Here is a 20,786-nt window from a genome sequence, read left to right as displayed (position 1 = left end):
AGCACGTAAAGTTGGCGGCTTTGTTTAGCGCCAACTTGCCTTAATGTCCAAAATTACATCATTCCAAAGCCTAGTACTGGCCGCCGCATTGCTCTTTGCAATGCCGGTTGCTGTTGTACTGGGCTTTGTTTTTGTTCCAAGTGGTGAAGTTTGGTCTCACCTAGCCTCAACAGTACTAAGTGACTACATAACCAACTCCCTACTATTAATGCTGGGCGTCACTATCGGCACCTTATCACTCGGTGTCAGCACAGCATGGTTAACCACCATGTGCCGTTTTCCAGGACGCGGCATTTTTGAGTGGGCGCTTTTATTACCCATGGCAATGCCTGCTTACATCATCGCTTATACCTATACCGGTATGCTGGATTATGCAGGACCAGTGCAAACCTTACTGCGTGACATTACTGGTTGGGGAATGGGCGATTATTGGTTCCCTCAAATTCGCTCGCTCAGTGGTGCGATGGTCATGCTGACGCTGGTGTTATATCCCTATGTTTATCTACTTAGCCGCGCCGCATTTTTAAATCAATCCGTCTGTGTACTAGATGTTAGCCGCACCCTGGGGAATGGGCCTTGGCGTACCTTTTACAGTGTCGCATTACCTCTAGCTCGACCAGCAATAATCGCCGGTTTGTCTCTGGTGTTAATGGAAACCTTAGCCGACTACGGAACGGTGCAGTATTTTGGTGTCAGCACCTTTACCACCGGTATTTTCCGCACTTGGTTTGGTCTTGGTAGTGCAGCTGCTGCAGCCCAGCTTGCAGCAGGCTTAATGGTGTTTATTTTTGCCCTTATCATGCTTGAGCGCTATTCAAGACGGCAGGCACGATACCATCACACCAGTCGTAGACATCAGGCTATCCAACGTTTTCACCTCAAAGGAAGCAAAGCTTGGTTGGCCTTTTCATTTTGCTTAGCCATTTTGGTTGTCGGCTTTTTATTACCTGCTGGGCAACTATTTAGTTGGACTTACGATGTTTCTGACAAAGTCATCGATGCCCGCTTTACACAAATGCTGTTAAACAGCCTGAAGTTAGCGACTTTAGCTGCAGGTCTAGCATTGGTCATGGCTCTACTTATGGGTTACTGCCAGCGTTTATACCCGGGTAAAACCATGCGCTTTGCCGTCAGACTAGCGAGCATGGGGTATGCCGTACCGGGCGCAGTTATCGCGGTGGGCGTCATGATTCCATTTGCATGGTTTGATAATACTTTAGATAGTTGGATACGTAGCCACTATGACTACTCAACGGGTCTGTTATTGAGCGGCACGATCATCGCCGTGATTTTTGCCTACTTATGTCGTTTCTTAGCGGTTGCCTTACAAACAGTAGACAGTGGACTAGGACGCATCACCCCATCGATGGATGAGGCAGGCCGTTCTCTGGGTTACCGCCCTTTCATGATGCTTCGAAGTGTGCATATCCCAATGTTGAAAGGCTCGTTATTAACTGCCTTATTATTGGTTTTTGTCGATGTATTGAAAGAGTTACCTGCAACCCTGATATTAAGACCATTCAACTTTAATACACTCGCTGTTCGAGCTTATGAGTTAGCATCAGATGAAAGGTTGGCCGAAGCTGCTCCGGCTGCGTTGGCAATTGTTGTTGCCGGTATTATTCCGGTCATTTTAATCAGCCGAACCATCACCCGCAGTCGCCAAACGGCGAGCCATTTAAACGATGCCACAGCACAGGATAATTAATGGCCATTCAGATCGCCCTTGATAATGTCAGTATCGCTTACGGTAGTAATGTCGTTGCCGAGCAAGTATCTTTTTCACTTCAAGAAGGTGAAATTGGCTGTCTGCTAGGACCATCTGGCTGTGGTAAAACCTCATTACTACGTGCGATTGCTGGCTTTGAGCCATTACGGGCAGGCTCGATTGAGCTTAATAATAAAATTGTCAGTGAGCCGGGTCGAAACCTGCCACCAGAGCAACGCCACATTGGCATGGTTTTTCAGGACTTTGCATTATTCCCGCACCTGAACATCGCTAAAAACATCGGTTTTGGGCTACGTAAATTTTCTCGTGAAGACCGTAAAAAGCGGGTTGATGAATTATTAGCGCTGGTTGAATTAACAGATTTTCGTGCTCTTTACCCACACCAGCTATCTGGCGGCCAACAACAACGTGTCGCATTAGCACGAGCGATGGCACCAAGACCCAATATCTTGCTGCTGGATGAGCCATTCTCAAGCATGGACTCTGACTTACGAGAACAATTAGCACGTGATGTTAGGCAGCTACTGAAACGTGATGGTATTACAGCGATTTTGGTCACTCATGATCAAAATGAAGCGTTTGCCATGGCTGATCATATTGGCGTTTTAGGTAAAGGTCAGCTCCATCAATGGGGGTCGGGCTACGATTTGTATCACCGCCCTGCCGACTTGTTAGTTGCTGACTTTATCGGTCAGGGAGTCTTAATCCCCGGACGTGTGATTGGCGAAAGTCAGGTGCAAACTGAGCTTGGTATTGTAACGGGTGAAATTGATGCACAAGACGATCTGCCCCAAGAGGTCGATTTGTTACTGCGTCCCGATGATGTTATTCACGATGACAATAGCCCATTAAAAGCGGAAATCGTTGGCCGCGCTTTTCGTGGTGCGGTTTACCTTTACAGCTTAAAACTAGAAAGCGGACAACCCGTACTGTGTTTGGTGCAAAGTCATCATGATCACAAAATTGGTGAGAGACTCGGCATTCGACTCGATGTCCAACACTTACCCGTTTTTCCAAAAAAATAACTAGCTCAGCCCTGATAAGTCGTCACTTTGACTTGAACTTGTCATCTAAACCTCCTAGTCTGTAGTGAGATAGTGTGAAAAATATTACGGAAGACGCCTAAGTTACATGGAATCGTTTCGGCAACCGATGTCGCATAACTATTCAAATCAAACACTTGGTCTTTTCGTTTAACGATCATTGGTCGTTTTCACTGCGTTAGCAAGTTAATACTGTACAAAGACAACGCCGTCAGTTTCTACAGCTTTTGCTGGCACGTTTGCTATCAAGAATTCTTGTCTTAAATACAGAGTGACAGCGCAATGAATCTAAAAAAGCTTTTTGCCCTTAGCCTATTAGTCCTCTTTACCAGCAGTTGTGCCGCCCCACAGATAGATCGCACAACCCAAATGGCTGATATCGAGACCAAGCCTGAAACGCCTCAACAAGCAAAACAATTGCTCTCTGAAAATCCAGAGCGTTCAGCGGTCTATATCTTTGTCCCCAAATTGCGCACCGATAACGCCCTCGCACAAAGTCTTAATGGCTTTCGCGGAGAGCTAAAAGTAGTCGACATGGTCAGCGGTCAAACCATTGCTATCTTGCCAACTAAACATGGCATTAAATTAGATTTACTACCCAACCATACCTATATGCTCAATATGGGCGAATATTGGCAAGCGGCTGATTATCAAGACCAAGCTGATTGGGCAATGGAATTAGAAATTTCGACAAAAACATTGGGCACAGATAGCTTTAAAGCTTTTGATGTCTACACCGATGGTGTTAATCACATCCAAAAAGCCGACATAAAACGCTTAACAACTGCCGAAACGCTGCAACGTCTGGCCGATTACAAGCTGATGCCAATCAAAATGCCAATGGACGAGCTGGCATTTTCAACCCAAGAAACCAAAACGCTATTTGATAATTGTTTAACACAGTCTGATTTAACGGTCTGTGAATCGTCATTAGCTGGCATGCCAGATAGCCAAATTCCACCGGCAGTCGCAGAGCATGTAGCCCAACTGCGAGCAGAATCAGAACAGAAACAGGCATTAGCCGATCTTGAAGCCTCTTTACCTGTGCAAGTTCGTCGTGACAAATATATGGTGCAATTATCACAACACCTCAAACAGCAGGAATACGCTCAGGCACTCCCACTCTTTGAAAAATTACAGGCTTTACCCGACAAAGCAGATCCCTCTTTAAAGTACTTTTATGGCGAAGCTTTATTAAAAACCTCCCAGCCAGCAGCAGCGTTAAAACAACTTTATAGCTATATCAGTGAGCAAGGAAGTAATGCTCCTCATTACTCACGCGCACTCGAACTGATTAACCAAGCAGAAGCTGCACTGTAAAAGTTTGGAAAGTATTCACAATGAAAAAACTGCTAATCGTGACAATTGCTATTTTTCTTACCGCCTGTGGCCCAAGAAAATTTTCAGTCAATGATAGTTATATTGATATTGCCTCAACAGCAAAAGCCTATCAGCAAACAAATGCGCCTGATAACGGCTTTTATTACACCCGAACGGTTGGCAATATAGCTAAGCCGAACAAACCATGGAGTGGTCATGTAACCACTGAAGGCACCAGCTTGTACATCATGGATTTTGGTTTTGAATTAAAACAAGAAACGTTTGGCAATTATTATCGCGTTCATATTTACCCGCACTATCAAGTGCCAATGAATACCTTTTCTCCTTGGATAGAAATCACCTTCAACAGAAATAGTGATGATGACGATAATCCGTTAATGTTCTATGCCAAGTTACCTGAAAACAAAAGTAGCACCGACAGCTTTGTAACAGAATGGTTTAGTTGTGATACCTGTAATCAAGCACGCGAACTTGATATCCAAAACGCAGCCAATAAGGCCAGTGAAACAACTGATAGGGTTTGGTATCGATTTGTCAGTACACCGGCAAACACACCTGGGTGGCAAGGACACATTGCTGCTCGTGAATCAACTCTGCAATCAGAAGCACAAAAAAAACAACGAGAATTAGAACAACTTGAAGCCAGCCTGCCGCCATCAGTGCTTCGTGATAAATATATGGTGCAACTTTCAAATCACCTTAAACAACAGCAATACCAAGAAGCCATCCCATTGTTTGCCAAATTGGCAGCACTGCCCGGCAAGTCAGATCCGTCACTTAAATTCTTTTATGGTGAAGCCTTGCTAAAAACGGGACAACCCGCTGAAGCATTGAGCAAACTGTATAGCTATATAGGTGAGCAAGGTACCTCTGCCACCCATTATTCCCGTGCCCTTGAGCTGATCAACCAAGCTGAGAGCCAATTGCAATAAGGGGTTTACTCCATGTTTCGTCATTTATTAATACTCGCAGCCTTAGGTATTGCTTCAACGAGTATGTTGTTGCACGCTGAAACCGTAGATGAATTTGAAACCCAGCTCGACCGCACCATTCGCTCCGCTTGTCATGGCTACATGGTAGATGCCCTACCCGATTTTTTATCGGGAATGCGCAGCTGGGTAAACGAGAACACACCATTTTGTCAGACAGTGAGAACGCTGCCGGAATCGGAGTCTGTTGTCCCGATATTTGAAAAACAACGCCAACAACAGTCAACCATATCCACTGCAGAATTTAATAGTGGCATGCGCCGATATTACGGGCGAAATGATGCCGTTTATGTCGAGTGTAATGATTGGATGTGTCAGCATATTCGTCAGCAACTCAAGCATGATGGCACTCCAATTTCATTGGCCGATTACCAGCAAGTCGAAACATACTGTGAACAGCGTTACGAATGTATCGAAAGCTGGTTTCAAACTTGGCCTCGCCCGTTACCTGAACTTTCCAACACGTCGACGGTAACATTATCACTTGATGCCCTACTCGGCTCGAGTCCGCAGCAAGAGGTTGAAACCTCAACAGACACAGCATCAGGTTTAACTTTTGACAATATGATGGGTGTGACAACACCAAAAGCGACTGCCAACAATAATGTGTTAGTAGAAAATGAGCCAGCGTCAGTGACATCATTAGACGACACTTTAAATACTGCTAGCAGCTCAGCAGATACCAGCTTAGATAATGTTTTTTCCGGTCGTGAAGAGATTGCGCTTAATCAAGCTATGTCACGTGTTAATCAATTTCATCAAAGACTACAGAGTACTTGTCAGTGCTCGGTACTCAGTGAAGGGTGTTATCAATTACCCGCTGAATCACTGCTAAACACAGCCCACGAAATTGAAGAAAAACGTTATGGATATTGCACCAACTGGGCAGGGTTAGAAGGTTTTCAACCTGAAACCAGTGAACAAGCAGAAACCATCGCAACGCATTTGGCCAAAATTGAAAAAGAGGTCAAACAACTAGATAACGATATGGAACAAGCCATCGCAGGTTGGCACCGTAAACAGGAACGCATCTTGGCACAGCAACGCCAAGAACAAGAAGACCGTGAAAATGCAGCCTACTTTAGCGGCCTTGCCTCAGTGTTATTACAAAGTGGTGCAGCGGTGAATGGTTTAATCACACCAGAGCAAGCCGCACAAAACTCAGTAAATGTTTACAACAGCATTTCGAGTGGAGACAGCGTCGCCTCTGCGTTTGGCTCATCGATCTCGTCAATTAACTCATCTGCAAGATCTGTCCCCTCATCCTCAGGCCGTTCATCATCAGTTTCTACCGGCGGCACCGTAAGCTTTGCCTGCCAGAAAACTGGCGACCACGTTTGCCGAGAATATTCGGTCAGTAATGCCAAAGCCGATCAGTTTAAGCAGCAATGTCAGAATAGTGGCTTCAGCGTTTTACCATCTTGTAATCGCAGCCAGCCTAACTGTCGTTTTAGCACTGCTGGCAGTACGCAAACCACTTACTACAATAATCCCATGGCATCGGAAATTCCGGTACTACGTGAAAACTGTATCGCTGGTGGCGGGCAGTTTTCACATTAGCCATGAAGCTTATTCAATATTCTGAATTTGCTCGCGCATTTGCTCAATCAAGACCTTTAAGTCCACCGCATAACGCGTGGTATCTGTATCAATAGATTTTGACGCCAATGTATTAGCTTCGCGGTTAAGCTCTTGCATCAAGAAGTCTAAACGGCGACCAACCGGCTCTTTACGGCCCAAGATATGGCGTACTTCGTTCACATGATTTTCCAAGCGGTCTAACTCTTCAGCGACATCACTTTTCTGAGCCAACAGAGCCGCTTCTTGTGCCAAACGCTCGGGTTCTAATTCCACTGTAAAGTCAGCCAATCGCTGCATCATGCGTTCATGGTTCTGCGCCAGGATTTGTGGCATTTGACCACGCACTTTAACCGCAATTTCGGCAATTTCTTGGCAGCGCTGTAACAGCATTTCAGCCAAGGCCTCACCTTCGCGTGCTCTTGTTGCAACAAAGTCTTGCAAGCTATTTTTTAGCAAACTGAGAACCGCAGCATTCAGCGCTTCAACATCAGTCTGCTGGGCACTGACAACACCCGGCCATTGTAATAAACGTAACGGATCTAATGGTGCTGTCGCTGGCGACAAATCAGATAAACGGACACAGGCATCGATCACTGATTTGGCTAAATTTTCATCAATATGAATAGCCTGACCATCAGCAATTGCTGGATTAAAACGCAAAACCGCTTCGACTTTGCCTCGCGCAATGTGCTGTGCAAATAACTTACGAATAGCGATTTCTTGCGGCCGAAAACTCTCATCCATGCGCAGACTGAGTTCTAAATAGCGATGATTGACGCTGCGAATTTCCCAACTCAGTACACCACTCTCAAGTGTCTGTTCTTGGCGTGCAAACGCCGTCATGCTTAAAGTCACCTTTACTTTCCTATGGCAGGTAAAGCGCACATGGTAACGAATCTGTCATGTAAAACCCATCAGCTTGAGACGTTAATCAGTATAATGAGGCGTTTTTTTAATGAGGTATTTCTTATGCGACCAAGTGGCCGTCAACCAGATCAATTACGTGATGTCACCATCACACGCAACTACACCAAGCATGCTGAAGGTGCGGTTTTAATTGAGTTTGGCGACACCAAAGTGCTTTGTACTGCAACGGTCGAAGAGAAAATCCCCCCCTTTCTACGCGGTACTGGCGAAGGCTGGGTAACCGCTGAATATGGCATGCTGCCACGCTCAACTGGTAGCCGTATGCAACGTGAATCTGCGCGTGGCAAACAAAGCGGTCGCACCATGGAAATTCAACGTTTAATTGGTCGCTCATTGCGTGCAGCGATTGATTTGAAAGCATTAGGCGAACGTACCATCACTATCGATTGTGACGTTATCCAAGCCGATGGTGGCACCCGTACCGCATCTATCACGGGTGCTTTTGTTGCACTTCATGATGCTATCGACTATCTGATTAAAAAGCGTAAACTCAAGAAAAGCCCGTTACATGGCCAAGTGGCATCGATTTCGGTGGGTATTTTTGACGGCACGCCGGTGTTAGATCTGGACTATCCAGAAGACTCAAGCGCCGAAACCGATATGAATGTTGTCATGAATGATGCCGGTGCTTATATCGAGCTGCAAGGTACTGCCGAAGGTCACGCCTTCCGTGCAGATGAACTGCAGTCAATGTTAGCGCTGGCAGCCAAAGGCATTGAAGAGCTGATGGAAAAACAACGTGAGGCACTAGCACAATAATGACGCAAATCGTATTGGCCAGCGGTAACAAAGGTAAGCTAAGAGAATTCTCACAGCTACTATCGCCGCTGGGCTTTACCTTGCTACCTCAATCTGAGTTTGATGTACACGAAGCCGCTGAGACAGGCCTGAGCTTTGTCGAAAATGCCATTATTAAAGCCCGCAATGCAGCAGCAATTACCGGCCTGCCCGCCTTAGCTGATGACTCAGGATTAGAAATTGATGCACTTCATGGTGCGCCGGGTATTTATTCAGCGCGTTATGCGGGTGAAGACGCTTCAGATATTGATAACCTCAATAAAGTATTGCACGCGATGCGTGATGTGCCTGAAGCTGACCGCACTGCTCGTTTCCAGTGTGTTTTAGTCTATATGCGACATGCTAACGATCCGACACCGCAGATTAGCATGGGCAGTTGGCAAGGCAGAATACTAACCAGTGCCACCGGTGAGGGAGGTTTTGGTTATGACCCGATATTTCATGTTGTTGAAACGGACTGTAGTGCGGCTGAATTAACCAGCGAGCAAAAGCATGCCATTAGCCATCGTGGTCGAGCGATGCGTCAATTTCTGGAAGCATTTCAATACGTCCGTCATTTGCCTTAAGCTCGGCAAGCGCAATGTTTAATTTCACAGCCTTACCGCCGCTCAGCCTTTATATCCACGTGCCTTGGTGCGTGCGTAAATGTCCTTACTGTGACTTTAACTCCCATAAAGCCAGCGATAACCTACCTGAACAGGCTTATGTTGACGCATTAATCGCTGATTTAGCACAGGAATGTCCATCAGTCTGGGGACGCACTGTACAAAGCATATTTATTGGCGGTGGTACACCTAGCCTATTTTCAGCAGAGGCTTATGATCGTTTATTTTCAGGTATTCGCGCCCTTTTGCCTTTAAAAGCTGATGCTGAAATAACCATGGAGGCCAACCCTGGCACCTTTGAGGCGGCACGCTTTCGGGATTATCGACAACTAGGCATTAACCGTTTATCGATTGGTATTCAGAGCTTTAATAATGCAGCTTTAGAACGTCTTGGCCGTATTCATAACGGTAATGAAGCCCAAAGAGCAGTCGAAATCGCCTATCAAGCTGGTTTTGATAATGTGAATCTCGATTTGATGTTTGGGCTGCCCGGTCAAACGGAAGCTGAAGCAATTACCGATGTAACCACAGCCATTGCTCTACAACCACAGCATATTTCTTATTATCAGCTGACAATCGAACCAAACACGCTGTTTTACCAACAACCACCGACCTTGCCTGATGATGACCCCATTATCGACTGGCAAGAAGGCAACCAAGCGCGTTTGGCTGATGCTGGCTATTTACAATATGAAGTCTCGGCCTACGCCCAGAAAGGCAAACAGTGTCGCCACAATGTCAATTATTGGCAGTTTGGTGATTATCTAGGGATTGGAGCAGGAGCTCATGGAAAAATCTCTGATGCGGCCACCCAGACGATAACCCGCCGGGTGAAACAAAAACAACCGCAAGCTTATCTGGATAAAGCGCACGATAGCCAAGTGTTATTGAAGACCGAGTTACTTCATGCTCGTGACATTGGCTTTGAGTTTATGCTGAATGCGCTTCGTTTGACTAATGGTTTTCCAACACCTTTATTTCAGCAGCATACAGGGATTCCACTAGGTCAGTTTAACGAGGCATTACAGCAAGCGGAAGCGATGGAGCTACTCGAATATGATGTCAGACATATCCGGCCCACAGATAAAGGTAAACGTTATCTCAATACGCTAATTGAGCTATTTCTGCCGGAATAGTATGCTTTTACTAAATTTTAAAACGGAGTTTGTGCCATGTTAAAAACCAGTTTAATTGTCAGCAGTATAATGCTTTTGTCACTGGCGCTTCCGGCACAGGCTGATGTTTTATCGATTGCAGATCCAACTTACACCACACCCAATAGCGCGACCGGCGTATTAAGACCCACCCGCGGTATGAGTATGGCGCAGGTTGAAGCTAAGTTTGGTGCTGCTGCAGAAAAACGTACTGCGATTGGTGAGCCACCAATTACACGCTGGCGTTATGCTGATTTTGATGTGTTTTTTGAGCACAACCTTGTTATTCACTCAGTTGTAATGCGTAAAGAGCAATAGTCAGTTAAGACTATTCAGAAACTGGAATTTCTTCGCCTAAGAAACGACGTCTTGCCCAATTAGGTAAGGTACCAACACGTGCGTGGTGTAATGAGTCAGACTCAATCACAATCAGCACTAATGTGGAAAGCAGAATCGGTAAAATACTCAAGCCACCGATAAAGGCAAATACAGCCTCTTTCATCATGCCAAGATAGGTGTATCCCAGCCAGCCCAATACAGACGTACTGACAACGACTAATAGCACGATAGAGAACAATTTGCTCCAGCGGCGGGCAATCTGCCAATGAATATAGATAAACTCGCTCTGCTCCCGTTTGACGCGACTAGAGCGCCAAAAGGTATAGCCTAAGCAGCAAAACGAGAAAATAGGCACCAACACCATAAAACTAAACAAACTTTTACCCGTTGCCGCAATCGCGGTAAAAAGCAAAATGTGATTTACAATCAGATTGGTCAGAAAAATATCGTGCGGCGTACGCGCCGCACTCATTTCTTCTGCAGTCGGTGCCTGCATCACCACGTTAGCTTCTCAAGTTACTCAAGATAGCATCACGAACCGATTCCATATCGGCATTTACCGTGACGACTGGTGATGTGCTTTGTTTGATAGCCGTATCAGGATCTTTAAGACCATGACCAGTCAGGGTACAAACAACGCTGCTGCCTTCTGGAATTTTACCGTTTTTAATATCCCGTAAAGCACCAGCTAATGACGTTGCTGAAGCAGGCTCACAGAAAACACCTTCCATTTCGGCCAGTAATTTTTGTGCTGCCAGAATTTCTTCATCTGAACACTCATCAAACCAACCGCCTGATTCTTCTTTTACTTTCCAAGCCATATCCCAGCTTTGTGGGTGACCGATACGAATTGCTGTAGCAACTGTTTCAGGATCATCAACCATTGCACCACGCATAAATGGCGCACTACCGGAAGCTTGGTAACCAATCATTTTCGGACGATTACCGACAATCGCACCACCAGCGTATTTGCATTGGCCATCACAGTAAGCACAAGCTTCTGTAACGTGAGCACCATCCGCTGATGAATATTCACAGTAACCAATCCAATGAGCGGTGATATTACCGGCATTACCAACTGGCAAACAATGGAAATCAGGGGCACGGCCTAATTCTTCAACAATCTCAAAAGCAGCTGTTTTCTGACCTTGTAAACGATATGGGTTAATTGAGTTAACAATCGTGACAGGCGCATGAGCAGCCACTTCTTTTACTAAGCGCATACCCTCATCAAAGTTACCTTTGATTTGGATAACAACGGCGTTATGCATCATGGCTTGCGCTAATTTACCTTGGGCAATTTTACCGTCAGGAATAATAACGAAAGCGGTAATACCAGCACGTGCAGCATAGGCGGCTGCCGCAGCTGACGTATTACCCGTTGAAGCACAGATAATTGCTTTACTGCCTTCTTCAACCGCTTTGGTAACAGCCATAGTCATACCACGGTCTTTAAAAGAACCTGTTGGGTTTAGACCTTCGTATTTAACGTAAATATCAACATTTTTACCGATTTGCTTCGGAATATTGTTGAGTTTGATAAGCGGCGTATTACCCTCACCTAGGCTAATCAGACGCGTGTCATCGTTAACCGGCAAGCGATCACGGTAACGTTCAATCAGGCCAGTGTAACGTGGACGAAATGACATAAATTTTCCTCTTTTATTCTTTTTGGGCTGAAAAATTAGCCCAGCGTTTCCATTCGGATACGCATAATCGCATCTTTGACGGTATCCAATGCCTCAATTTGGGCAATGGCCTCGTCCATGTTTTTCTCAGCAACCGGTTGGGTCAGCATAATGATAGGAACCAAGCCTTCATCATCTTCCGGTTGTTTTTGCAAAATGGCTTCAATATTGATGCCTTGCTCACTAAAGATACGGGTAATGTTCGCAAGAACACCTGGTTTATCTTCAGTTTGAATACGTAAATAGTAAGACGTCACCACATCAGACATAGATAAGATCGGCGTGTCTTTAATTGCATCCGGTTGGAAAGCCAAATGCGGTACACGGTTTTCTGGGTCAGATGTCAGTGCACGAACGATATCAACGATATCAGCAACAACGGCTGAAGCAGTTGGCTCAGAGCCAGCACCAGCACCGTAGTATAGTGTTGGACCAACGGCATCACCTTTGACCACAACCGCATTCATTACGCCATTTACATTGGCAATCAGTCGACGATGTGGAATCAGTGTTGGGTGCACACGCAGTTCAACACCTTGTGGTGTTTTCTTGGCAATACCTAAGTGTTTGATCCGGTAACCAAGCTCCGCTGCATATTGCACATCTTCTTGGCTAATTTTGCTGATACCTTCGGTATAGCACTTGTAGAACTGTAGTGGGATACCAAATGCAATTGACGCCATGATGGTCAATTTGTGCGCAGCATCAATGCCTTCTACGTCAAATGTTGGATCGGCCTCGGCATAACCCAGTGCTTGCGCTTCGACTAAAACGTCAGCGAAGTTACGGCCTTTATCGCGCATTTCGGTCAGGATAAAGTTACCTGTGCCGTTGATGATACCGGCTAACCATTCAATACGGTTACCTGCCAGACCTTCACGCATCGCTTTAATAATTGGAATACCACCAGCAACGGCTGCTTCAAAAGCAATCGTCACACCTTTTTCTTGGGCACGAGCAAACAACTCATTACCATGCATGGCTATCAAAGCTTTGTTTGCCGTTACGACGTGCTTGCCACTCTCAATGGCTTGCATCACTAAGTCACGTGCAACGCCAGTACCGCCAATCAACTCAACGACAATTTGTACTTCAGGGTTATTCACCACTGAAAACGCATCATCAGTCAGTGTGATATTGGTCAGATCACAGCTACGTTCTTTATCAAGCTCTCTATCAGCAGCAACAAAAATTTCAATGTCACGGCCAGCACGGCGACTAATCTCACGGGCATTACGTTGCAGTACGCTTACGGTACCGCTACCAACAGTGCCTAGACCGAGAATGCCAATTTTTACTGATTGCACACAGCCCCCTAGCCTTTTTTCATCATGTCACGGATACCGCGAATCGCTTGGCGGGTACGGTGTTGATTTTCGATCAAACCAAAACGCACATATTCATCGCCATATTCGCCAAAGCCGATACCTGGAGATACCGCGACTTTCGCATCTTTTAATAATTTCTTACTGAACTCCAATGAGCCCATTTCACGGAATTGCTCTGGAATTCTTGCCCAGACGAACATGGTCGCCTTCGGTTTTTCAACATGCCAGCCAATCGCGTTTAAGCCATCACACAATACGTCACGGCGTTTGCGATAGGTTTCTGAAATTTCAGCAACACATTCTTGTGGGCCTTCTAAGGCAGTAATCGCCGCCACCTGAATTGGCGTAAACATGCCGTAATCCAGATAAGACTTCATACGCGCTAAGGCCGCCACTAATGTCGGATTACCTGACATAAAGCCAATACGCCAGCCCGGCATGTTGTATGTTTTAGATAAGGTATAAAACTCAACAGCAACATCTTTTGCACCTGGCACCTGCAAAATCGATGGTGCGGTGTAGCCATCAAAACAGATTTCACCATAAGCCAAATCATGAATTACCCAGATTTGATGCTCACGAGCGAACTCGACAACCCGTTCGAAGAAATCCAATTCAACACATTGCGTTGTTGGATTACCCGGGAAATTCAACACCAACATTTTTGGTTTTGGCCATGAGTCTTTAACTGACTTTTCAAGTTCAGCAAAGAAATCCACATCTGGCGTTAGCGGCACATGACGAATATCTGCGCCCGCAATAACAAAACCATAAGGGTGAATTGGATAGGCAGGATTCGGTACTAATACCGCATCACCTGGACCAACAGTCGCTAAAGCTAAATGCGCAAGACCTTCTTTTGAACCAATCGTCACAATAGTTTCAGAGTCAGGATCTAAAGTGACCTCAAATTTACGTTGATACCAATCACAGATCGCTTTACGTAAACGAGGGATACCCCGTGAAACTGAGTAACGATGCGTATCTGGGCGCTGAGCAGCTTCAACCAGTTTATCGACAATATGTTTTGGCGCCGGCTGATCAGGATTACCCATACCAAAATCGATAATATCTTCACCGCGCGCACGCGCTTTCGCCTTCAAATCATTTACAATGTTGAAAACGTAAGGCGGAAGCCGTTTGATTCTGGGAAATTCGTCGTTCAACTGAGCACCTGCGATAAGCTAAAGCGGTTGGCAAACCAAGCAAAATAACTGAAAATCAATAACACTTCAAATCCATTTAATATAGCGAAGAACTATGACGTCACAAGAACAATTGTATAACACTATCTTGGCCGATTTGGATAATGGCAAACTGATATTACCGACATTGCCAGAAGTGGCACTGCAAGTTCGCGAAGTCGTCAACGATCCCAATACAACTTCTGCTCAGTTAGCAGACATTATCGTAACAGATGCAGCACTTTCTGCCCGCCTACTTAAAGTCGCTAATAGTGCATTGTATCGTGGGCGTATTCCGGTTGAGTCAGTACAAACTGCAGTATCGCGGCTTGGCCTGCAAATGGTTCGAAACTTAGTCACCAGTTTGGTGATGGAACAAATGTTTAAACCAACATCTCGCGGACTTGAAAAACGCATGCGCGAACTTTGGGAACATAGCACTGAAGTTGCAGCCATCAGTCAGGTTATTGCCAGTAAACAACCTGGTATCAAAACTGACGAAGCGATGTTAGCAGGTCTGATTCATAACATCGGTGTGTTACCCATTTTGATTCATGCCGAAAGCATCCCTGGCTTACTCGATGATGATGTCATTTTAGAGCAACTCATCGCGAACCTTTATCCGCGGATTGGTGCTGCAATTCTTAAAAGCTGGCAATTCCCAGAAAACCTCATCACGGTCGCTGCAGAACACGCCAACTTGAATCGCAACAGCGGCCCTAATGGTCCCGACTTATGTGACGTCGTTCAAGTCGCTAATCTACAAAGTTACTTCCACACTGAAAAAGCATTAGATCCTCAAGAACGCCATCGTGTGTTGGCATTTGAAAAACTCAATATCGATACGGGACTGAGCGTGGTTGAGTTAGATGAAAATAGTGAGGAATACCAAGAAGCATTAGCGTTATTCCAGAACATGTAATTGTGGTTTGATTTTCGCAAAACCAAAAACGGGCCTGAACGGCCCGTTTTTTTTATTTCTTAAATAAGTTGATTAGCGTTTAATCAAGTTATCGACACTCCATGTACCACCACCGGCAGTCCAGATATACAAGAAAACAAAGCTGAATAATGCAGCTAATTCACCGCCATTCGTTAGTGGCCAAAAGCCTTGTGGTGCATGCACCATAAAATAGGCAACAGCCATCAAACCTGACAGTAAAAAAGCCACTGGGCGAGTAAATAAACCAATCAGCAGTAACGCACCACCAAATAATTCCAATACACCAGCCACACCACTTAAAGACATAATGTCGAACGGGTAACGCTGTTCAGCTGGGAAACCAAAAATCTTCTGTGCACCATGCTGCATAAATAAAAACGCAGTCACGATACGTAGCACACTCAAAATCCGTGGCTGCCACGCTGCCAAAAATTGATTCATCATTTTCTCCTTAATATATTTGTAGTTTTCGCTGCATTGCCCAAGGGCAAAACTGATAGTAGCAAGAATTAATGGTTTTCATGCAGTGAAAAAACCTTTTTTTAAGATTGGAATAAATCAAAAGTCTATGTCACAAACTGTTTTGCAAAACGCGATTTGGCAAACTGTCGCCGCGCTCCCTAAGGGACGCGTGACCAACTATGGTGAGATTGCAAAACGCTGTGGTTATCCGGGATATGCACGATTTGTCGGCTATACCTTAAAATACTTACCTAGTGATTCAACCTTGCCGTGGCACCGTGTTATCAAGGCAAATGGTGTTTTGGCCTTTCCATTAGGTTCGCCAAAATTCGAACAGCAAAAAGCGTTACTCGAAGCAGAAGGTGTCATTGTCACTGGGGACAAAGTGAAGATGCGTCAGTATTTTTGGGATGAATGACTTGGCTTATTGGCTTTGCTCAATTTGCCGCGCTCTTTCAGCCTGTGTATCTGTCATTAATTGATTAATATCTTGCTCGAAACTTTCAATTTGCTGAACTGTCGTCGGCGCTGCTACAACGCCCTCTTCATCCTCTACAGTGCTTTGGGTATTTGGCATAAACAAAGCCAACTGGGTATTAAGTAACCAACCAATGATTAACAAGGTAACTAGTAACCCAATCATTTTCATTTCGAAACCCTATTCATCTAATACGACTTGAAAACTACCGTAAATCAAACGCTGACCATCAAATGGCAGCCCTTCTTCACACATCGCAATAATGCGAGGATCTTGTAGAAATTTTTCCATGCCTTCGTCATGAACAGCTTTTGATGGCCAAGCCACCCAAGACACCACAACTGTTTCATGGGGCTGACATTGAACCGCTAACGGAAATGACGTGGTTTTACCAACTGGCGTGTCATCACCCCAACACTCCACTAGACGTAACGCCCCATACTCTTTAAAAATTACCGCTGCTTCACGTGCTTGTTGCAGATATTTTTCTTTGTTTTCATTTGGTACGGCGGCAACGAATGCGTCAATGTATTCCATTTGTCTCTCCCAGTGTTTTGTATCCATTTTGTTTTTATGCATATCCCTTAATAAATCAATTTGCGCCACAGGTGAAAACACGTCAAGTTTTGTAAAAAACATTTTCCTTAGTGTTATAAGCTGATATCAGGGAATTTAATGGCGTAAATTCTGCCTATCTATTTTGCTAAATAATTGATTGATGATGTTGATAAGTACACCACATACCCTTTTTGCGCGGAACTTTGATCGATTAGCCGTCATACTCACCGGCTTATTACTGTCTGCCTGTCAAAGTGCCCCGATGCAACAAGCACCAGTGTCTGGGCCGTCAATTTATCCCTCAACGTCTCAGCCTAATATCTCAAAACAAAGTCCGTTACTCGAGAAGCTCTATCAGCAACATAATGTTTGGCATGGCACACCCTATCAACTTGGTGGCAGCAGTCGCTCAGGAATTGATTGCTCAGCCTTTGTGCAAGTTACTTATCGGGATTTGCTCGGGATCGATTTACCTCGTACCACAACAGACCAATACCGCAGTGGCCCTCATGTTAATCGGGATGAATTACAAACCGGTGATTTGGTGTTTTTTCGACATGGTCGACATGTCGGCATTTATCTCGAAAACCATAAGTTTTTACATGCCTCAACGTCGCAGGGTGTGATGATCTCAGATATGCGAAATGTCTATTGGTCACGCCATTACTGGCGGTCAATTAACGTTTTACCAGCAAATTATCCGCGTTAGTTTGTATCACAAATACGTTGGTAAAAACCTTTAATCAAATCTGCAGCAGCAGGCGTTTCGCTAACACCTGCTAATAAATCTGAGACAGAAAAATCAGCATCAACAAGTTCATCCGTTTGTTCTTCAATGTATGAGCGCATAATCGCTGCGTTGTACTCAGGATGAAACTGCACACCATAGGCAGCATTACCGAGCCTGAAGGCTTGATTGGGTTCATGACTATTAGCTGCCAATCGCACCGCATTCTCTGGCAATTTGAGTACTGTCTGTGAATGGGTAACGTGGGCTTTGAACGTTTGCGGTAAAGACTGAAATAACGGATCTAAACCAGCCGCTTCTGTAAGTTCAATTTCAACAGTGCCGATCTCTTTACCTTTGGCGTGATAACCAACCTCACCTCCCGCAGCGCTTGCCAATAACTGGTGGCCGTAACAAATGCCAAGAATAGGTGTTTGCTCAGCCAGTAATTGTTTTAACCAGTCCGCAACCGCCACACTCCATGGCAAATTATCTGTGACCATATCGTGCGACCCTGTTATTACAACGCCCGCACACTCTGAAACTAACGGTAAAGTTGCGCCATGTTCCGCATCAATTGTCTCAATCTCGATTTCACCCTGCCCTAGCGCTGTTGCTGTCCAGTTATCAAAGTCACCATATTGCTTGGCAGTTTCAGGAAAAGTTGTTCCCACTTTAATGATGTAAAGCTTTCTCATAACACCTCAAAACCTGAATTAGCCTATATCTGATGATAACTAGGCATCTAATAAGACTTTGGCAATAATGCCGAGTAAAAATCCTGCAATCGCCCCCAGTGGCGGTGCCCAGTGCTTTTCTAACTTTGCTTGAGGAGCGATATCTTGAAAAATAAGATAAAGAATACCGCCAGCTGCAAACAACATGATTCCAGAAACAATGGCCGGATAATCTACCAATAACCAATAGCCAGAAATACCAGCAAGAGGCCCAAGCAATGCCATCAAAGTAAATGCAAATAATATCTGTAGTCGGTTGTAATGGGTCGATTGCTTGATTTCACGATAAGCGTTAAAGCCCTCAGGCAAATTTTGTAGTGCGATCACTCCGGCAAGTAACACGCCCGCCTCTGTTGAAAACGCAAAAGTCGCACCAAGCGCTAATGCTTCAGGAACAAAATCTGCCAACATTGCAATCAACTGGCTCATCGGTGAATTTTTGGCAGCCAGCCATCTATCTAAAATCATAAACAGCACACCACCACCAACAAAGCTGACAACAATGAACAGCGGCGATAAATTTCGAATACCTTCAGGAACCAATACCAGCGTTACCGCCGCCAGCAAAGCACCGCCACCAAAAGCAATTACACTGTGACGCACTTCGTTTTCTAACCAACCAGGGCGAATACGCTCAAACATGGCAACAATGGCACCCGCTGGCATAGCCAAACCTGCGACCAGTGTTAATAAAATGATTTGTTGCCATTCACTCATCATGAGCCCCCATTAATCTAAGACGGCAATGTACCACTTTGGCTGCATGCGTCCGAAGTCTTTGCGTCTGTGATTTTTCAGTGCTTTTTTAGAATCTAGGACAACAGCCTCTCCAGCAACTCTGCTAAAAACCACCCAATGCCAAAATGGTTTGTCATGCTCTTTATGCCATTTAATGGCGAGTAAGGCTTTGTCGGGTAATTGCTGCCAAGAATCAAATGGCGTCTCAACAGGTGACAACGCAATATCAAATTCAGCGAGAAGTTTTCTAACATGATCAGTTTGAGACCAAAGCGCCTTATCTTCAGCAAAGATCCCCATGGCATTGGCTTTCGTTTTGATTTGGTCGTAACTCAGCCTAGCCAACGCAGCACACGCAGCCAAACCACAACCTGATGGTTCTTGTTGGATAACAAACTGCATAGGAATTTATAGCTCGGGCTCAGGAAGTATCGGCGGTGTACTATCCATATACGTTAAGAAATACTGCCATAACTGATGCGTGCGTTGCTTAGTGAGCGTAGTTTTACAGGATAGTGTTACAACACCACGTATAGTGCCATCACGCCACTGCGTAAATACTGCCCCACACTGCGATTCCATATAGGTTTGCCAATCAGCTTGGGATGTCTCTATTGCTGAGACCAGCTCTTTATCTTCTTGATACCTTTTCAGACTGGATTGGTAATATTGATTCAGCGTGTCTTGAGCAGACTCAAGCTCTAGCTTGGCGCATTGATTGATTTCAATCGTGGTCATGGCCTTTTCACAATCAACAACGTTGGATGCCATAAGCATTGATGACAACAAACTCAGCACCACAAACCCAATTATCCGCATTATGATTCCTTTCGATTAGGCTTAAGCCTTGTTAATCATCAATATTTTTAATGAATTTGGCAGGAACACCGCCAACAACCGTGCCAGCAGCAACATCTTTCGTTACCACGGCACCAGCTGCCAAAACAGCATCATCGCCAACGGTGACTCCGGGCAAAATCGTTACATTGGCACCAATCCAGACATTATTGCCAATCTTTACGGGCAACATGTAATTGGCATGTCGAGTGGCTTTGCTGATGCCATGATTAACGGTTGCAATCACCACATTGTGTCCAATCAGCACATCATCGCCAATGGTAATACCGCCTTGGTCTTGAAACTTACAGCCCGAATTAATAAACACCGTTTTACCAATCGTGATGTTTTTACCAAAGTCAGCATTAAACGGTGGAAACAACATAAAGCTGTCGTCGATAGTTTGTCCTGTCAGCTCTGAAAATAAACGTCTAACCTTTTCAGGCGAATGATAAGTGCTATTTAACGTCGCCGTAATTCGCATGGCTTCGTTACTGTAATGCACCAATAACTGATGTGCCTCATCGCCCTCGTGGATCGATAAGCCCTGATTAAAATGGTTAAGTAAATCTTTTAATTCCATAGTTACTTTATTGAGCG

At 45.0% G+C, this 20,786-nt stretch carries 25 protein-coding genes; 12 read left to right on the top strand and 13 right to left on the bottom strand.

Annotated features, from left to right (window positions below; all coding sequences use genetic code 11):
- The first annotated feature begins 43 nt into the window (after positions 1-43).
- The 5 genes from OMP94_RS10270 (at position 44) to OMP94_RS10250 (ending at position 6,662) form a co-directional block, all read left to right on the top strand.
- Positions 44-1,708, top strand: coding sequence for an ABC transporter permease (locus OMP94_RS10270; RefSeq protein ID WP_266278209.1), 1,665 nt, complete (start codon positions 44-46; stop codon positions 1,706-1,708).
- Positions 1,708-2,754, top strand: coding sequence for an ABC transporter ATP-binding protein (locus tag OMP94_RS10265; RefSeq protein WP_266278208.1), 1,047 nt, complete (start codon positions 1,708-1,710; stop codon positions 2,752-2,754). Before OMP94_RS10270 ends, OMP94_RS10265 begins: the two co-directional genes overlap by 1 nt.
- A gap of 387 nt (positions 2,755-3,141) precedes the next feature.
- Positions 3,142-4,092 carry a tetratricopeptide repeat protein gene (locus tag OMP94_RS10260; RefSeq protein WP_266278207.1) on the top strand — a complete coding sequence of 317 codons (951 nt, stop codon included), beginning with the start codon at positions 3,142-3,144 and terminating at the stop codon, positions 4,090-4,092.
- A gap of 20 nt (positions 4,093-4,112) precedes the next feature.
- Positions 4,113-5,045: a tetratricopeptide repeat protein gene (locus OMP94_RS10255; protein ID WP_266278206.1), complete on the top strand. Its 933-nt coding sequence runs from the start codon at positions 4,113-4,115 to the stop codon at positions 5,043-5,045.
- A 12-nt stretch (positions 5,046-5,057) separates the two neighbouring features.
- Entirely contained in the window at positions 5,058-6,662 is a 1,605-nt protein-coding gene (locus OMP94_RS10250) for a hypothetical protein (RefSeq protein ID WP_266278205.1), read from the top strand.
- 9 nt (positions 6,663-6,671) lie between these two features.
- On the opposite strand, the gene OMP94_RS10245 is transcribed toward OMP94_RS10250, so the two are convergent.
- Positions 6,672-7,526, bottom strand: coding sequence for a YicC/YloC family endoribonuclease (locus tag OMP94_RS10245; protein ID WP_266278204.1), 855 nt, complete (start codon positions 7,524-7,526; stop codon positions 6,672-6,674).
- A gap of 126 nt (positions 7,527-7,652) precedes the next feature.
- On the opposite strand from OMP94_RS10245, the gene rph reads away from it, so the two are divergent.
- Genes rph through OMP94_RS10225 form a run of 4 tightly spaced genes read left to right on the top strand, consistent with a single transcriptional unit; the run spans position 7,653 to position 10,485 of the window.
- Positions 7,653-8,369 carry a ribonuclease PH gene (gene rph / locus OMP94_RS10240; protein ID WP_266278203.1) on the top strand — a complete coding sequence of 239 codons (717 nt, stop codon included), beginning with the start codon at positions 7,653-7,655 and terminating at the stop codon, positions 8,367-8,369.
- On the top strand, positions 8,369-8,974 hold the full coding sequence (gene rdgB, locus OMP94_RS10235) for an RdgB/HAM1 family non-canonical purine NTP pyrophosphatase (protein ID WP_266278202.1): 606 nt from the start codon (positions 8,369-8,371) through the stop codon (positions 8,972-8,974). The genes rph and rdgB overlap by 1 nt, the downstream gene beginning before the upstream one ends.
- Before the next feature lie 14 nt (positions 8,975-8,988).
- Positions 8,989-10,149, top strand: a complete 1,161-nt coding sequence (gene hemW, locus OMP94_RS10230; RefSeq protein ID WP_266278201.1) for a radical SAM family heme chaperone HemW — start codon at positions 8,989-8,991, stop codon at positions 10,147-10,149.
- 36 nt (positions 10,150-10,185) lie between these two features.
- On the top strand, positions 10,186-10,485 hold the full coding sequence (locus OMP94_RS10225; RefSeq protein ID WP_266278200.1) for a hypothetical protein: 300 nt from the start codon (positions 10,186-10,188) through the stop codon (positions 10,483-10,485).
- A gap of 10 nt (positions 10,486-10,495) precedes the next feature.
- On the opposite strand, the gene OMP94_RS10220 is transcribed toward OMP94_RS10225, so the two are convergent.
- Genes OMP94_RS10220 through alaC form a run of 4 tightly spaced genes read right to left on the bottom strand, consistent with a single transcriptional unit; the run spans position 10,496 to position 14,688 of the window.
- Complete coding sequence (locus tag OMP94_RS10220; protein ID WP_266278199.1) at positions 10,496-11,002, bottom strand: hypothetical protein; 507 nt, start codon at positions 11,000-11,002, stop codon at positions 10,496-10,498.
- A 7-nt stretch (positions 11,003-11,009) separates the two neighbouring features.
- The gene (thrC, locus tag OMP94_RS10215) at positions 11,010-12,155 is read right to left on the bottom strand and encodes a threonine synthase (RefSeq protein ID WP_266278198.1); all 1,146 of its coding nucleotides are present in this window, start codon (positions 12,153-12,155) and stop codon (positions 11,010-11,012) included.
- A 35-nt stretch (positions 12,156-12,190) separates the two neighbouring features.
- Positions 12,191-13,501 (bottom strand): homoserine dehydrogenase, encoded by a 1,311-nt coding sequence (locus tag OMP94_RS10210; protein ID WP_266278197.1) that lies wholly within the window; start codon positions 13,499-13,501, stop codon positions 12,191-12,193.
- A gap of 8 nt (positions 13,502-13,509) precedes the next feature.
- Positions 13,510-14,688 carry an alanine transaminase gene (gene alaC, locus OMP94_RS10205; RefSeq protein ID WP_266278196.1) on the bottom strand — a complete coding sequence of 393 codons (1,179 nt, stop codon included), beginning with the start codon at positions 14,686-14,688 and terminating at the stop codon, positions 13,510-13,512.
- A gap of 94 nt (positions 14,689-14,782) precedes the next feature.
- Between alaC and OMP94_RS10200 the strand changes: the two genes are divergently transcribed.
- Positions 14,783-15,628 (top strand): HDOD domain-containing protein, encoded by an 846-nt coding sequence (locus OMP94_RS10200; protein WP_266278195.1) that lies wholly within the window; start codon positions 14,783-14,785, stop codon positions 15,626-15,628.
- Positions 15,629-15,700: 72 nt separating this feature from the next.
- Here OMP94_RS10200 and OMP94_RS10195 read toward each other — a convergent pair whose 3' ends face one another.
- Positions 15,701-16,093, bottom strand: coding sequence for a DoxX family protein (locus tag OMP94_RS10195; RefSeq protein WP_266278194.1), 393 nt, complete (start codon positions 16,091-16,093; stop codon positions 15,701-15,703).
- A 124-nt stretch (positions 16,094-16,217) separates the two neighbouring features.
- Here OMP94_RS10195 and OMP94_RS10190 point away from each other — a divergent pair, with 124 nt between their 5' ends.
- Positions 16,218-16,529, top strand: a complete 312-nt coding sequence (locus OMP94_RS10190; protein ID WP_266278193.1) for an MGMT family protein — start codon at positions 16,218-16,220, stop codon at positions 16,527-16,529.
- Between the two features lie 6 nt (positions 16,530-16,535).
- Here OMP94_RS10190 and OMP94_RS10185 read toward each other — a convergent pair whose 3' ends face one another.
- The gene (locus tag OMP94_RS10185; RefSeq protein WP_266278192.1) at positions 16,536-16,760 is read right to left on the bottom strand and encodes a hypothetical protein; all 225 of its coding nucleotides are present in this window, start codon (positions 16,758-16,760) and stop codon (positions 16,536-16,538) included.
- Between the two features lie 9 nt (positions 16,761-16,769).
- Positions 16,770-17,126 (bottom strand): DUF1428 domain-containing protein, encoded by a 357-nt coding sequence (locus OMP94_RS10180; protein WP_266278191.1) that lies wholly within the window; start codon positions 17,124-17,126, stop codon positions 16,770-16,772.
- 283 nt (positions 17,127-17,409) lie between these two features.
- Here OMP94_RS10180 and OMP94_RS10175 point away from each other — a divergent pair, with 283 nt between their 5' ends.
- Positions 17,410-17,856: an NlpC/P60 family protein gene (locus tag OMP94_RS10175; protein ID WP_266278190.1), complete on the top strand. Its 447-nt coding sequence runs from the start codon at positions 17,410-17,412 to the stop codon at positions 17,854-17,856.
- Here OMP94_RS10175 and OMP94_RS10170 read toward each other — a convergent pair.
- Genes OMP94_RS10170 through OMP94_RS10150 form a run of 5 tightly spaced genes read right to left on the bottom strand, consistent with a single transcriptional unit; the run spans position 17,853 to position 20,769 of the window.
- The gene (locus tag OMP94_RS10170; RefSeq protein WP_266278189.1) at positions 17,853-18,572 is read right to left on the bottom strand and encodes a glutamine amidotransferase; all 720 of its coding nucleotides are present in this window, start codon (positions 18,570-18,572) and stop codon (positions 17,853-17,855) included. The two genes, OMP94_RS10175 and OMP94_RS10170, sit on opposite strands and share 4 nt — an antisense overlap.
- A gap of 39 nt (positions 18,573-18,611) precedes the next feature.
- Positions 18,612-19,331, bottom strand: a complete 720-nt coding sequence (locus OMP94_RS10165; RefSeq protein ID WP_266278188.1) for a ZIP family metal transporter — start codon at positions 19,329-19,331, stop codon at positions 18,612-18,614.
- A 9-nt stretch (positions 19,332-19,340) separates the two neighbouring features.
- The gene (locus OMP94_RS10160; protein ID WP_266278187.1) at positions 19,341-19,751 is read right to left on the bottom strand and encodes a hypothetical protein; all 411 of its coding nucleotides are present in this window, start codon (positions 19,749-19,751) and stop codon (positions 19,341-19,343) included.
- 6 nt (positions 19,752-19,757) lie between these two features.
- Complete coding sequence (locus OMP94_RS10155) at positions 19,758-20,168, bottom strand: lysozyme inhibitor LprI family protein (RefSeq protein WP_266278186.1); 411 nt, start codon at positions 20,166-20,168, stop codon at positions 19,758-19,760.
- 31 nt (positions 20,169-20,199) lie between these two features.
- Positions 20,200-20,769 carry a sugar O-acetyltransferase gene (locus tag OMP94_RS10150; RefSeq protein WP_266278185.1) on the bottom strand — a complete coding sequence of 190 codons (570 nt, stop codon included), beginning with the start codon at positions 20,767-20,769 and terminating at the stop codon, positions 20,200-20,202.
- Positions 20,770-20,786: the final 17 nt, after the last annotated feature.

This window comes from Methylophaga sp. OBS3, from assembly GCF_026319325.1.
Lineage (GTDB): Bacteria > Pseudomonadota > Gammaproteobacteria > Nitrosococcales > Methylophagaceae > Methylophaga.
The sequence above is the reverse complement of the archived record's forward strand: the minus strand, read 5'-3'. Positions and strand labels throughout refer to the sequence as shown.